The organism is Hypericibacter sp., assembly GCF_050729195.1.
Classification (GTDB): Bacteria; Pseudomonadota; Alphaproteobacteria; order Dongiales; family Dongiaceae; genus Hypericibacter.
The window spans coordinates 12,767-26,250 of sequence record NZ_JBOHKS010000305.1 but is presented as its reverse complement, the minus strand read 5'-3'; the positions used below and the strand labels follow the sequence as shown (position 1 = coordinate 26,250).

The following is a 13,484-nucleotide window of genomic DNA, read 5'->3' as shown; positions in this document are numbered from 1 at the left end:
CGATGCCGTTCAGCGGATCGCGGGGGAGCGCCGCGCGTTCTCGAGCTAGCCATCGCGGCGCGCCCCGGGGGTCGGTGCCGGAACATCGATCAGGGCCGGTGCCAAGCCTATTTCATGGCGCGCCCAGGCTGCGTGATAGACCGCTTCCAGATTGCGCGCGAAGCGGGGGCTGTCGAACAGCGGCAGCGTGCTTCGATTGCGGGCCAGCCGCGCCTTGACGTTCGCGAGCGCGGCCGGATCGCGCGCGAGCCGGAGCGCGATGGTGCGATAGCCTTCGAGATTCGTCGCCACCAGATCGGGCATGCCGATCGCGGTCAGCACGCTGGCGGAAACGCGCGACGCATATTGGCTGCCCAGCAGCGTCAGCACCGGCAGCTTTGCCCAGAGCGCATCGCTGGTGGTGGTATGGCCGTTATAGAGGCGCGTATCGAGAGCGAGGTCGGCCAGGCCCAGGCGGCGCAGATGGATCGGCTTCTCCGGCCGGTCGGCGAAGACCAGCCGCTCCGGCGCCACGCCACGCTTCTCGGCTTCGCGCTGCAGATTGACCGGCGCCACCTCGTTGACGCGATGGAGCCACAGCACCGACTCCGGCAGATCGCGCAACAGGCCCATCCAGACGTCGAACAGGACCGGCTCGATCTTGTAGGGCTGGTTGAAGGAGCAGAAGACGAAGCCGGTCTCGGGCAGACCATATCCCGCGCGCTTCGAGGTCCCGGGCGCGATCGGCTGCCGATCGTCGTTGGGTTGGAAGGTCTCGGGCAGATAGGCCAGCTGCTCGCTGTAATGGGGGGCCTGGTCGGGCGGCGTGACGATCTTGTCGGTCAGCAGGTAATCGAAGAAGTCGGCGCCGCTGCTGCCCGGATAACCCAGCCACCCCATCTGGATCGGCGCCGGGCGCAAGGCCGCGATCTCCAGCCGCGCACCCGTGGTGTGCAGCGTGAGGTCGATCAGGATATCGACCTCGTCCTTGGCGATCCGTTCGGCCGCCGCCCGGTGATCATGGTCGCGGACGTCGATGAAGGCATCGACCCCGTCGCGGACCCGCTCGCGCAAGGCGCTGCGATCCTCGGACCCTGTCGAATAGGCCCAGACCTTGAACTGGGACCGGTCATGCAGCTCGAGCGTGCGCACCAGCAGCTGCGAGACCGCATGATTGCGGAAATCGGTCGAGAGATAGCCCAGCTTGAGGCGCCGTCCGCCATCGCGGGGCCGCGCCGGCAGGACCAGCCTCGGCCCCGCCCGTTGCGCCGCCAGCCGGCTCATGGCTTCCGCGATGGCGCGGTTGCGGGCCGGATCTTCGGCGTGGGCGAGACTGAGGAAGGCCGCTTCGGCGGGCGCCTCGCCTTTCGCCAGCGCCTCGTCGGTCAAGGCATCGACCATCGGTTTGAGCCGCCGCGCTTCGTCCCAGTCGCAGCATTGCAGCGCCTGATTGAAGAGGCGCGGGATCGCCTGGGGGTGGCGGGGTGCCGCGACCAAAGCGCGCCGGAAGCAATCGGTCGCCTCGCTCATGCGTTTCAACTGCACCAGCGCGTCGCCCAGTGCCACCAGCGTGTCGGGATCTTCCGGGGCCACGGCCAGCGACGCCTTGAACGAGGCGATGGCGGCGTCGCGATCGTTGCGCAGCAGATGGGCCAAGCCGATGCCGCGATGCAGGCTGACGGCATCGCCGCCGGCCTCCAGCGCCAAGCGATAACGGCGGATCGCTTCCTCCCAAGCCCCCCGATCGAGCTCCAGGGTGCCGAGATTGAAATGCGCCGACGACGATCCCGGCTGCAGGGTCAGCGCCCGCTGCAAGGCGAGACGCGCCTCGTCGCCCCGGTTGCTGGCGCGCAAGGCCACGCCGAGATTGACCAGCGTATCGATATGATCGGGGCGCAAGGCGAGCGCGCGGGCGAAGGCCCGCAGCGCCCCGTCGCGGTCGCCGCCGGACAGGCGCAGATTGCCGAGCGTGAACTGCGCGTCCGCATTGTCGGGCGCCAGCGTGGCGACCGCTTCGGCTTCCGCCCGCGCTTCCGCATGGGCCTCCAGCGCGCGCAGGCTGCGCACCAGCATCAGCCGGCCGCCGACATGGTTGGGTGCCAGCTTCACGGCGGCCCCGAGATGGACCCGCGCCTCGGCATGGCGCTTCTGGCTGGCGAGGAGTGCGCCCAGATTGCGCCGCCCCTCGGCATGGTCGGGCGCCAGCTTGATCAGGCGCTGACTGGCGGCGATGGCGGTCGCCGTATCCCCGCTCGAGGCGGCCGCGGCCGCATAGAGATGCAGCACGTCGCGATTGTCCGATGCGATCTCGAGCAGGATCTTGCATTGGCGACAGGCATCGGCGGCGCGGCCTTCGGAGAAGGCCTTCACCGCCGAATCGAACAGGGCGGACGGATCGCCGCCGAGGGCTTTTCGTTCGGGCGGGGGCGTGCCGTTGGTCATCGTCTCGTCGCCTTGAACGCCGACAGCGATGCCAGCATCTCGCCGACCGGAGGCTTCCAGTCGCCGGGGCCGTTCTGGCGGAAGAGGCGGGCGCTCCGATACCAGGGGGTATCGCTGCGCCCGAGCATCCAGCGCCAGTCGGGGATGAAGGGAATCAGGATCCAGACCGGCCGATCGAGGCTGCTCGCCAGATGCGCGACCGCGGTGTCGACGCTGATGACCAGATCGAGCCCGGCGACGACGGCCGCGGTGTCGGCAAAATCGCCCAGCGCCGACTCCAGATCGAGGACGCGATCCTGCCAGCCATTCTCCGCGATCTCCCCGGCCGCCGGTCCCTTCTGCAGCGAGACAAAGGCGGCGTCGCTTCCTTCGATCAGGGGACGCAGCTGCGCCAGCGTCATGGAGCGATTCCGATCGTTGATGAATCCGGGATTGCCGCGCCAGACGAGTCCCACGCGCAGTCCCGGCAGTCCCTTCAGTCGCGGCGCCCAGCGCCCGATCAGGTCCGGCTTCGCCGCCAGGTTCGGCAGCCTAGGCGGGATCGTCGCGAGTGTCGTTTCGAACAGGATCGGCAAATCGAGCAGCGGCACGGCCAGATCGAATTCAGGCGGCGTCGAACCTTGCGGGACGATCGTTATGTCTTCGTGAAAGGGCTGAAACAAACCCGTGAGTGCGGGCGGGCATTCGAACAGGACGCGCCCGCCGCGGGCTGCCGCGAGCGGCAGGTAGCGGGCGAACTGGATGATATCGCCCAACCCCTGCTCCGGATAGACGAGCAGCGTCCGGCCGGCGAAATTCTCGCCCGCCCAGGCCGGCGCCGGATAGCGCCGCGCCAGACCGGCCTGGCGGTCGGTGGACCAGCGCGACCGATAGTCAGGCCAGCCCTCGGCGAAGCGGCCGAGCGTCAGGCGCATCAGCGAGATCGTCAGCCTGGCATCGATATTGGCCGGCTCCATGGCGAGAAGCTGCTCGAAATAGACGATGGCTTCCTCGAACCGGCCGCTGTTGCGGGCGAGCGTGCCCAGCCGATCCGCCAGACCGGGATCCAGCCGGGCGCGCGACAAGCGGTCGAGGATCGCGGTGGCCGCGGCCAGATCGCCGCGATCGACCGCCAGCAGCCCCTGCAAGGCGGTCACCTGGAGATTGTCGGGCGCCAGGGCCTGGGCGCGCACGAGACATTGGGTCGCTTCGTCGATCTGACCGAGACGGCCCAGCGCCGAGCCCAGATTCATCAGCGCATTGACGAAGTCGGGTCGGGCCGCCAGCGCGCGGCGATAGAAGGGAATCGAGTCGGAGATCGCCTCGCGCTTATGCAGGAGGCGCGCGAGGTTGTAAGCGCCGTCCGCGTGGTCGGGCTGGCGTTCCAGCACCGCCCGGTAGCGCGCCTCGGCCTCCTGCCGCCGGTCGGCGTTCTCGAGCATGGTCGCGAGCGTGAAATGGAAATCGGCATTGGCGGGTTGAAGTGCCACCGCGGCCGCCGCGGCCTCGACCGCCTCGGTGCGGTGGCCGGCGGAGCGCAATGCCACAGCGAGGTTGACGCGAAAGAGAGCGACGTCGGGTGCTAGCGCACAGGCGCGTCCGATCAGCCGCACGGCCTCCGGCGACGATCCCTGCTGCTCGCGGACCAGCCCCAGGAGATGCAGGGTCTCGGCATCGTCGGCGTGACGGGCCAGGCGCTTCTCATAGAGCCCGGCCGCCTCCTCGAACCGCCCGGCACGATGCAGCGCCAGGCATTGCTCGATCGAGGGCGCCTCGCCGGCAGCGCGGATTTCCTGATCGGAGCCGGACACCGACGCGGGGACGGGGCTCTCAGCTCTCGATGCGACGCAGATATTGGCCGACGAAATCCATGCCAACCAATTCGGCGTAGGCGTCGATGAGCTGCCGGGTGACGGGGCCCGGGATGGCGGTTTCCGCCACGGCGCGGCCATTGATGCTGTGCACCGGGCAGATGCAGAGACTGGTGGAGGTCAGGAACGCCTCGTCGGCGGTGTAGGCGTCGTAGAGGTCGATGTCGCGCTCCTGATGCGGGATCTTGAGCTTGGCCGCGAGCTCGAGCGTGACCGCGCGCGAGACGCCGGGCAGCACATAGCGCGATTGCGGCGTCATCACGATCCCGTCGCGCACCATGAAGAAGTTGCTGCCGGTGCCCTCGGCGATATTGCCGTCCGCATCCAGCAGGATCGCCCAGCCTTTCGGGTTGCGTTCGCGCACTTCGAGATCGCCCATGGTCAGGTTCAGATAATTGTGGGTCTTGGCGCGCGGGCTCAGCATGTCGGGCGCGGCCCGCCTGACCGAGGGCACCACCACCTCGATGCCGTCGCGGAACAGCGTGGCGCGCTGCTTCAGCGGCAGGGGCTTGCATTCGACGATCACCGTCGGCCGCGCCTCGCTGCTGACCGTCAGGTCGTCCGCCGGCACGCCGCGCGAGATGCGCTGGCTGACCCAGTAATCGTCGTCCTTGTCCAAGAGGTGTGTGTTGCGCGCGAACACATCCTCGGTGATCGCGCTCATTTCCTTGGGGCTCAAGCCCGGATCGATCTTGAGATAGCGCAGCGAGCGGTAGAGGCGGTCGAGATGTTCCTTGAGCCGGAAGATCTTGTGGCCGAAGGAACGGGCCGTGTCGAAGGCGGCGTCGCCGGCGAGGAAGCCGCGGTCGCGGAATGGAATCAGCACATCGCTCTCGGGCACGACCCGCCCGTTGAAATAGGCGACCCGTTCATTCGCCAAGGAGGTCATGGCCGCTCAGCTCCCATTTTTGATGGCCGGGGAGCCTATCATCCCCGACGCTATAATCACCGGGTCGGATCATAGGCGGCGGGTCGCGAGGCCGAAAGGCCCCGTGCCGGAGTGCCTCAGCCGGCGGGAACGAGTCCGGCGCGCCGGGGCGCCAGCGCCGCTTCCGTCGCGCCATGATGGGCGAGATCGGCGGGCAGCTCGCCCGACTCGATCAGGCCCTTGAGGCCCCGGGCCAGGGGCTCGGCCAGCATGATGCCGTAGCCGCCCTGTCCCGCGAGCCAATAGAACCCGTCGGCCAGCGGATCGGCGCCCACGACCGGGCTGTAATCGGCGACGAAGCTGCGCAGGCCCGCCCATTGATGCACCAGCCTGCGGACCTGAAGCGTCGTGGTGCGCTCGAGCCAATCCACCAGATGGGCGACATCCATCTCGTCGGGCTGCGCATCGCAGGGCGGCGAGGGTGTCTCGTCGCCGGGCGAGACCATCAGCCTTGTGCCGCTGTCGGGGCGGAAATAATGCTCGTTGCTGCAATCGTCGAGCGCCGGCCAGCCTGCGGGATCGCTGCCCGGCGGCAGATCGACCAGGATGGCGGTGCGCCGCTTGGGCACCAGACCGACCGGCGGCAAACCCGCCAGCGCCGCGACCTCGTCGGCCCAGGCGCCGGCGGCATTGACGAGGATGGGGGCGCTCGCCGCGACCTCGCCGGCGTTGATCTGCCAGGCGCCCTGGCGCCGCTCGATGCGATCGACCCGCGCATCGCAGACCAGCTCGCCGCCGCGGCGGCGAAACCCGGCGAGGAAGCCCTGGTGGATCGCCGCCACGTCCATATCCTCGATGTCGATCTCGTAAAGCGCGCGGGCGATCCCCTTGCGCCGCAGAATCGGCACCTGGCGAATCGCTTCTTCGGGCGTGATCTCGTGGATCTCATGGCCGGGGCCGGAGAGAGCCAGCCTCTCCTCGAAGCTCTTGATTTCCGTAGGGCCGGCGATGGCGATGGCGCCGCGCGGCTTGACCATCGCGTGCGCGGCGAATCCGGCGGGCGGTCGGTCGAGGAAAGGGCGGCCCGCCAGGATCAGGGCGCGCACCACGTCATTGCCATAGTTGGGCGTATAGAGAGCCGCCGAGCGGCCGGTCGAGTGATAGCCGGGCCGCGACTCCGCTTCGAGCATCAGCACGCGCCGTTCGGCGGCAAGCTCGTAAGCCGCTGCCGCACCCGAGATGCCGGCGCCGATCACGATGGCGTCGAAGGGTCGGGTCATGCGCGCGGGAACTCCGGGAAGGGCATCAGGCGGCGAACGCCACAGTGGCGCGTCGCGAGACGATATGGAAGCGCAGCGCCAGCAGAGCCATGGCGACGATCAGGCTGACGAAGAGTCCCCAGATCAGTCCGACCGTGCCCCAACCGGCAGTGAAGGCCAGTCCATAGCAGAGCGGGACCCCCACCAGCCAGAAGCTCAATCCGGCGATCAAGGTCGGCATGGTGGCGTCGGCGGCACCCCGGACCGCACCGGTCAGCACGCCCTGGGCGCCGTCGGCGAGGATGAACCAGGCGGTGATGGTCATGAGCTGCAAGGCCAGGGCCTGGACATCGGTCTCGTCGCTGTAGAACCCGACCACCCATCCCGGCGCCAGGGTGAGGATCAAGGTGGCACCGATCATCGAGGGGAACACCAGCCCGGCCCCCACCCATCCGGCGCGCGCCAGCCCGACCGCGTCGCGGCGGCCATGGGCGTTGGCGACGCGCACCGCCGTCGCGGTCGAGAGGCCGAGCGCCAGCATGTAGATGAGCGCGTTGAAATTGAGCACGATCTGATAGGCCGCGAGCGAGGTCTCGCCCAGCCAGCCGGCGAAGGTCGCGGCGGCCATGAAGGCCGCGGCCTCGAACCCCACGCTCAACGCCAGCGGCGCGCCCAGCCGGATCATCGCGCCGATCTGCCCGAAGGTTCCCTTGAGCGGCGCCCAGATCCCGAAGCGCGCATGATCGCGCATCGTGAGCGCGTAAATCGCCAGCGCCACGAACATCAGCCAGCGCGTGATCGAGGTCGCGAGCACGGCCCCTTCGGCGCCCATCGCCGGTAAGCCGCCGTGACCGCCGATCATCAGCCAGTTGAGGCCGGCATTGGCGACATTGGCGAGGATGGTGACGATCATGCCGGGCCGTGGCCGGCTGACACCCTCGAGAAACCCCGAGGTCGCCACATAGAGCATGATGCCGGGCATCCCGATCGCCCACATCATCAGCACCTTGCCCCCGGCGGCGGCCAGGACCGGTTCCTGCCCGAGCATCAGCAGCAGCCCTTCGCCATGGGCCAGGATCAGCGCGTCGACCAGGCCGATGCCGCCCCCGAGCATCAGCGCCAGGCGCCAGATCCGCCCGCAGAGCGCCTGCCGGCCCGCCCCGTCGGCCTGGGCGGTCAGCACCGTGGCGCCAATCAGAAGGCCGAATCCGACCGACAGCAGCAGCATCTGGGGGGCGAAGGCGATGGCGTAATGCGCCAGCTCCTCGCCACCGGCCTGGCCGACCATCACCGTGTCGACCGTGATCATCACCACCAGCCCGGCCCGGGCCAGCATGACCGGAAGGGCGAGTGCGACCGTGCGTCGCACGTGATGGCCGATTCCGTGGTCTGCGATGGAGGCCGGCGGCCCCGCTAGGGTTTTGTTGGCTATCGAATCAATCAACTGCGGGGGCCTGCTATCAAATGGCTGTAGCCGCCAAATTGCTGCAAATGCAGGGCGAACTTAACCACGGTTTAAACGGGTCCGAGGGATACAGGAACTCCCGAAGGATCACCAGAATGGCCAGCACCGCCGCCGTTGCCCGAGATTCCCGACCCCCCTTCAAACAGCGCTTCAAGGCGTGGTGGGAAGGCGTGGATCTCGACGACGTGGCGCCGAGCGAGACGGTCAAGCTGGCACCCGGCCAAAAGGACACGGTCCGCCGGGGCAAGAGCGACAAGAAGCCTGCCTTCGAATGGGAGACGCCGCGGATCAGGGTGCTGCAGACCATCTGGGGTCCCGGCTGCGCCGTGCCGGGCGACAAGGATTTCTGCCTGTGGCTGGCCAAGCCCTGTGGCCTCGACCCCACCATGACGGTCGCCGAGCTGGGCGCCGGCCTGGGCGGCTTTACCCGCGCCCTGCACCAGGAGTTCGGCCTCTGGATCACCGGCTTTGAAGAGGATGCGGAATTGGCCCGTGCCGCCATGGAATATTCGGTCATGGCGGGCCTGGGGAAGAAGGCGCCCATCTCGGTCTTCGCTCCCGAAATGCTGGAGCTGAAGGAAAGCGCCTATGACTGTATCTTCTCGCGCGACATCTTCTACGGGGTCAAAGACAAGAACCGGATGCTCCAGACCGTGGAGAAGGCGCTGAAGCCCCGCGGCCAGCTGCTCTTCACCGACTTCGTGCGCACCGGTTCAACCACCGAGATGCGGCCGACCTACATGGCCTGGCAGCCCGGCGAACCGGTGACTGCCGACCCCTGGACCGTCCAGAAATACCAGACCGCCTGTGCGGAACGCAGGCTGGATCTGCGGGTCAGCGAGGACATCACCAAGCTGGTGCGGACCAACGTCATCAAATGCCTGGCCGACCTGCTCGACAAATCCGAGATCTTGAAAAGCGATCCGCGGATGGCCGAGCCCTTGACCCAGCATGTCGCCCTCTGGACCCGCCGGGTGGGCGCCATCGACAGCGGCGATATCGGTTTCTTCCGCTTCCATGCCTTCAAGACCGGCGTCGATAAAATGCTGTCGGATTGGTAGTTTAGGGCCGACCGACCGCCGCACCCCGCGACGGTTGACAGGCCTCGGCGGCCCCACTATGTTCCGGCGCTTCGCGCGGTACCGGAAGGCCCGAAAGGACCTAGCGGAATTGCGCCTCCTGAAACCTCGAGACGTTGCCTAGCAAGGACCGCCATCATGAAGGTCGTCAATTCGCTGAAGTCGGCCAAGAAGCGCCACAAGGACTGCCGCATCGTCCGGCGCAAGGGGCGCGTCTATGTCATCAACAAGACCAACCCGCGGTTCAAGGCCCGCCAGGGCTGATCCGCCGCGCTCCGTCCGGGGCGCCGGTCTCGCAGGTTCCACGATCTTGGACTGACTCGCACGGCCGCATCAGCGGCCGTTGTCGATTCCGGCTGGCTTGCGGCACAGCGCTGCTGAGGCCAGAGTGCCGGGTACGGTCAGAAGCGGAACGCCCCTCATGTCCCTGAAGATGCCGGAGCCCGATCAGGCCACGATTCGCCGTCGCCGCGACATCGCGGCGGCGCTCGGCAAGATTTTGCCGGCGGACGCGATCGTGGTCGAGGAATCGATGCGCCGCGTCTATGAGAGCGACGGGCTCAGCGCCTACAGGCAGCTGCCCTTGCTGGTGACCCTGCCACGCACGACGGCCGAGGTCGCCGCGGTTCTCGCTTTCTGTCATCGCGAAGGGATCAAGGTGGTGCCGCGTGGCGCCGGCACCAGCCTCAGCGGCGGTGCCTTGCCGCTGGCCGACGGGATCCTGCTCGGCATGGCGCGCTTCAACCGCGTGCTCGATATCGATCCGGCCAATCGCTGCGCCGTGGTGCAGCCGGGTGTCACCAATCTCGCCATCAGCGACGCGGTCAAGGCACTCGGCTTCTATTACGCGCCCGATCCCTCGAGCCAGATCGCCTGCACCATCGGCGGCAATGTCGCCGAGAATTCGGGCGGGGTTCACTGCCTCAAATACGGCCTCACCACCAACAATGTGTTGGGCGTCGAGATGGTGCTGATCGACGGCACCGTGATCCGGCTCGGCGGCAAGCATCTGGACGCGGCCTGCTACGATCTCCTGGGCGTGGTGATCGGCTCGGAAGGGCTGCTCGGCGTCGTGACCGAGGTCACGGTGCGCATCCTGCCGCGCCCCGAGACCGCCTGTGCGCTGCTGGTCGCCTTCCCCACGAACGAGCAGGCCGGCAATTGCGTCTCGGCGGTGATCGCCGCGGGCATCGTTCCGGCGGGCATGGAGATGATGGACCGGCTGGCGATCCATGCCGCCGAGGATTTCGTCCAAGCCGGCTACCCGCTCGATTGCGAGGCGCTGCTGATCATCGAGCTCGATGGGCCGCGGGCCGAGGTCGACGAGCTCAAGGCGCGGGTCGAGGCGATCGCGCGCGAGCGCGGTGCCAGCTCCATCTCCGTCAGCCAGACCGAGGAGGAGCGGCTGCGCTTCTGGGCCGGCCGCAAGGCGGCCTTCCCCGCCGTGGGCCGCATCTCGCCCGATTATTACTGCATGGACGGCACCATTCCGCGCCGCGAGCTGCCGCGCGTGCTGACCGAGCTGCGGCGCATGTCGGAGCATTATGGCTTGCGCTGCGCCAATGTCTTCCATGCAGGCGATGGCAATCTCCATCCTCTGATCCTCTACGACGCCAACAAGCCGGGCGAGCTGGAGCGGGCGGAGGCCTTTGGCGCCGACATCCTCAAGCTCTGCGTCAAGGTCGGCGGCGTGCTCACGGGCGAGCATGGGGTCGGCGTCGAGAAGCGCGACCTCATGGGCGTCATGTTCAACGAGGCCGATCTCGCCCAGCAGCAGCGCCTCAAATGCGCCTTCGACGAGGGAGGCCTGCTCAATCCCGGCAAGGTTTTCCCCGAGCTGCATCGCTGCGCCGAGCTGGGCCGGATGCATATCCATGCCGGCCAATTGCCCCATCCCGATCTGCCGCGATTCTGATTCCCCATGATCGAGACGATCAGGCCCCTGAGCATCGAGGAGCTGCGCGCCGCCGTGGCCGGTGCGGCCGAGCGCGCGATTCCGCTCGAGATCCTGGGCCGCGGCAGCAAGCGCGAGCTGGGACATCCGGTCGAGGCGCAGGCCGTGATCGACATGTCGCGGCTCGCCGGTATCCAGCTCTATGAGCCCGACGAGCTGGTGCTCAAGGCCGGCGCGGGGACTTCGCTCGCCGAGATCGAGGCGGTGATCGCGCAGCGCGGCCAGATCCTCGCCTTCGAGCCGCCCGACCTGGCGCCGCTCTATGGCGGGGCGGCCGGCAGCGGCAGCATCGGTGGGGCCATCGCCTGCAATCTCGGCGGTCCGCGCCGTCTCAAGGCCGGCGCCGCGCGCGATCATTTCCTGGGATTCGCCGCGGTATCGGGCCGGGGCGAGGTCTTCAAGGCCGGCGGGCGCGTGGTCAAGAACGTCACCGGCTACGATCTGCCGAAATTACTCGCGGGCTCGCATGGCACGCTCGCCGCCATGACCGAGATCACGGTGCGCGTCCATCCGGCGCCCGAGACGACGCGCACGCTGATGCTGGTCGGGCTCGGTGATGCGCGCGCGATCGAGGCGATGGCGGTGGCGCTCGGCAGCCCGCATGAGATTTCCGGTGCCGCGCATCTGCCGGCGGGCGAGGCGGGGTTGAGCGCGGTCGATCGCGTGGCCGAGACCGGCGGTGGTGTCACGGCGCTGCGCGTCGAGGGCCCGCCCGCCTCGGTCAGCTATCGGGTCGGCGCGCTGGCGGCCTGGCTCCAGCAATTCGGCGTTCAAACGCTTATTCTCGAGCCTGCCGAATCCGCGACCTTCTGGCGCGAGATCCGCGATGTGAGCAGTTTCGCCGCTTCACGCCTCGATCCGCGCATGCCGCTCTGGCGGATCTCGGTCGCGCCCAGCGAGGCGCCTCGCGTCGTGGCCGCGATCCAGAGTGCGCGGCCGGGTGCGCGTCATCTCTATGATTGGGGTGGCGGCCTCATCTGGCTGGCGCTGCCCCACGCGCCCGACGCCCATGCGGCCCTTGTGCGTGGCGCGTTGCAAGGCCAGGACGGTGCGCCCGCGGGCCATGCGACCTTGATCCGCGCCGAGCTCGCCGTGCGCCGTTCGGTGCCGGTGTTCGAGCCGGAAGCGCCGGCGCTCGCGGCCTTGAGCCGGCGGGTCAAGGCGTCGTTCGATCCGCTCGCCATCTTGAATCGCGGACGGATGGGTTAGGAATCGATGCAGACCCACTTCACCCTCTCGCAACTGGCCAATCCGGACAACGAGGCCGCTGAGAAGATTCTGCGGACTTGCGTCCATTGCGGCTTCTGCCTCGCCACCTGTCCCACTTATGTGCTGCTGGGCGACGAGCTCGACAGCCCGCGGGGCCGGATCTATCTCATCAAGGACATGCTGGAGAACGACAAGCCGGCGGATCGGGACACGACGCTCCATATCGACCGCTGCCTCTCCTGCCTCTCCTGCATGACGACCTGTCCGTCGGGCGTGCATTACATGCATCTGGTCGACATCGCGCGTGCCCATATCGAGGAGACCTATGAGCGTCCGCGCGGCGACCGGCTGATGCGCGCGGGCCTGCGCTGGCTGTTGCCGAAGCCTTATCTGTTCGGGCCGGCCCTGGTGCTGGGCGCCCTGTTCAAGCCCTTGCTGCAGCGTCTGCCCGGCCGGTTCAAGGCGCTGGCCGACATGATCCCGGCGCGCCGGCCGCGCCCGGCGCGGGCCGCGACGGCGCCAAGCCTCGATCGCGCGCGGATGACCGGCGGCGTGGCGCGCAAACGCGTCGCCATGCTGGGCTCTTGCGTGCAGCAGGCGATGGCGCCCGAGATCGACCGCGCGACCGAGCGGCTGCTGGCGCGCCATGGCGTCGAGCTCGTGCCGTCACCGGGATCGGGCTGCTGCGGGGCGCTCGCCCATCATCTGGGCGCGGAGGAGGAGGCGCTGGCGCGCGCGCGCCAGAACATCGCCGCCTGGGAGCGCGTGATCGCCGCGGGCCCGCTTGACGCGATCCTTGTCACGGCATCGGGCTGCGGCACGGTGATCAAGGATTACGGCTTCATGCTGCGGACCGACCCGCTCTGGAAGGACCGCGCGGCCGCGATCAGCGCGCTCACGCGCGACATCACCGAATTCATGGCCGAGCTCGGCCTCGATATGAGCGCGCCGGCACCCGACTATCAGCCGGGCCTCGATGTCGCCTATCACTCGGCCTGCTCGATGCAGCATGGCCAGAAAGTGAAGCGTCCGCCGGTGGACCTGCTGTCGGCGGCGGGCTTCGCGGTCAAGGAACCGGCCGAAGGGCATCTCTGCTGCGGCTCGGCCGGCACCTACAATCTGCTCCAACCCGAGATCGCCTCGCAGCTCGGCCAGCGCAAGGCCGGCCATCTGGCCGCCACAGGTGCCGCCATCGTCGCCACCGGCAATATCGGCTGCATGGTCCAGATCGGCCGCTTCGGGAACCAACCCGTGCTGCACACGGTGGAGCTGCTGGATTGGGCCACGGGCGGGCCGAAACCGGCGGGGTTGCCGTAAACGCAATTTGTCCCTTCCCCCGTCTCGGGGGAAGGCTAGGAAGGGGTAGACGCGATCGACAG

At 68.3% G+C, this 13,484-nt stretch carries 10 protein-coding genes; 5 read left to right on the top strand and 5 right to left on the bottom strand.

Annotated elements, in window-relative coordinates:
• Nucleotides 1-45 precede the first annotated feature (45 nt).
• From ACREE8_RS24940 to ACREE8_RS24920, 5 genes are all read right to left on the bottom strand, one after another.
• Nucleotides 46-2,421, bottom strand: coding sequence for a tetratricopeptide repeat protein (locus tag ACREE8_RS24940; RefSeq protein ID WP_431575726.1), 2,376 nt, complete (start codon nt 2,419-2,421; stop codon nt 46-48).
• A complete protein-coding gene (locus ACREE8_RS24935; RefSeq protein ID WP_431575725.1) occupies nt 2,418-4,211 on the bottom strand; it encodes a tetratricopeptide repeat protein in 1,794 nt (597 codons plus the stop codon). Before ACREE8_RS24935 ends, ACREE8_RS24940 begins: the two co-directional genes overlap by 4 nt.
• 19 nt (nt 4,212-4,230) lie before the next feature.
• Entirely contained in the window at nt 4,231-5,160 is a 930-nt protein-coding gene (locus ACREE8_RS24930) for an aminotransferase class IV (RefSeq protein ID WP_431575724.1), read from the bottom strand.
• A gap of 116 nt (nt 5,161-5,276) precedes the next feature.
• The gene (locus ACREE8_RS24925; protein WP_431575723.1) at nt 5,277-6,419 is read right to left on the bottom strand and encodes an NAD(P)/FAD-dependent oxidoreductase; all 1,143 of its coding nucleotides are present in this window, start codon (nt 6,417-6,419) and stop codon (nt 5,277-5,279) included.
• Nucleotides 6,420-6,444: 25 nt separating this feature from the next.
• On the bottom strand, nt 6,445-7,767 hold the full coding sequence (locus ACREE8_RS24920) for an MATE family efflux transporter (RefSeq protein ID WP_431575722.1): 1,323 nt from the start codon (nt 7,765-7,767) through the stop codon (nt 6,445-6,447).
• Nucleotides 7,768-7,958: 191 nt separating this feature from the next.
• Here ACREE8_RS24920 and ACREE8_RS24915 point away from each other — a divergent pair, with 191 nt between their 5' ends.
• From ACREE8_RS24915 to glcF, 5 genes are all read left to right on the top strand, one after another.
• Nucleotides 7,959-8,924, top strand: coding sequence for an SAM-dependent methyltransferase (locus ACREE8_RS24915; protein WP_431575721.1), 966 nt, complete (start codon nt 7,959-7,961; stop codon nt 8,922-8,924).
• A 156-nt stretch (nt 8,925-9,080) separates the two neighbouring features.
• Complete coding sequence (ykgO, locus tag ACREE8_RS24910) at nt 9,081-9,206, top strand: type B 50S ribosomal protein L36 (protein ID WP_151119403.1); 126 nt, start codon at nt 9,081-9,083, stop codon at nt 9,204-9,206.
• Nucleotides 9,207-9,369: 163 nt separating this feature from the next.
• Nucleotides 9,370-10,857 (top strand): FAD-linked oxidase C-terminal domain-containing protein, encoded by a 1,488-nt coding sequence (locus ACREE8_RS24905; protein WP_431575737.1) that lies wholly within the window; start codon nt 9,370-9,372, stop codon nt 10,855-10,857.
• A gap of 6 nt (nt 10,858-10,863) precedes the next feature.
• Nucleotides 10,864-12,105 carry an FAD-binding protein gene (locus tag ACREE8_RS24900; protein ID WP_431575720.1) on the top strand — a complete coding sequence of 414 codons (1,242 nt, stop codon included), beginning with the start codon at nt 10,864-10,866 and terminating at the stop codon, nt 12,103-12,105.
• Between the two features lie 6 nt (nt 12,106-12,111).
• Nucleotides 12,112-13,422, top strand: coding sequence for a glycolate oxidase subunit GlcF (glcF, locus tag ACREE8_RS24895; RefSeq protein ID WP_431575719.1), 1,311 nt, complete (start codon nt 12,112-12,114; stop codon nt 13,420-13,422).
• The last annotated feature ends 62 nt before the right edge of the window (nt 13,423-13,484 follow it).

Coding starts and splice junctions, on each gene's coding strand:
- ACREE8_RS24940 (WP_431575726.1), bottom strand. CDS start 2,421: ATGACCAACGGCACGCCCCCGCCCGAACGAAAAGCCCTCGGCGGCGAT.
- ACREE8_RS24930 (WP_431575724.1), bottom strand. CDS start 5,160: ATGACCTCCTTGGCGAATGAACGGGTCGCCTATTTCAACGGGCGGGTC.
- ACREE8_RS24925 (WP_431575723.1), bottom strand. CDS start 6,419: ATGACCCGACCCTTCGACGCCATCGTGATCGGCGCCGGCATCTCGGGT.
- ACREE8_RS24915 (WP_431575721.1), top strand. CDS start 7,959: ATGGCCAGCACCGCCGCCGTTGCCCGAGATTCCCGACCCCCCTTCAAA.
- ykgO (WP_151119403.1), top strand. CDS start 9,081: ATGAAGGTCGTCAATTCGCTGAAGTCGGCCAAGAAGCGCCACAAGGAC.
- ACREE8_RS24900 (WP_431575720.1), top strand. CDS start 10,864: ATGATCGAGACGATCAGGCCCCTGAGCATCGAGGAGCTGCGCGCCGCC.
- glcF (WP_431575719.1), top strand. CDS start 12,112: ATGCAGACCCACTTCACCCTCTCGCAACTGGCCAATCCGGACAACGAG.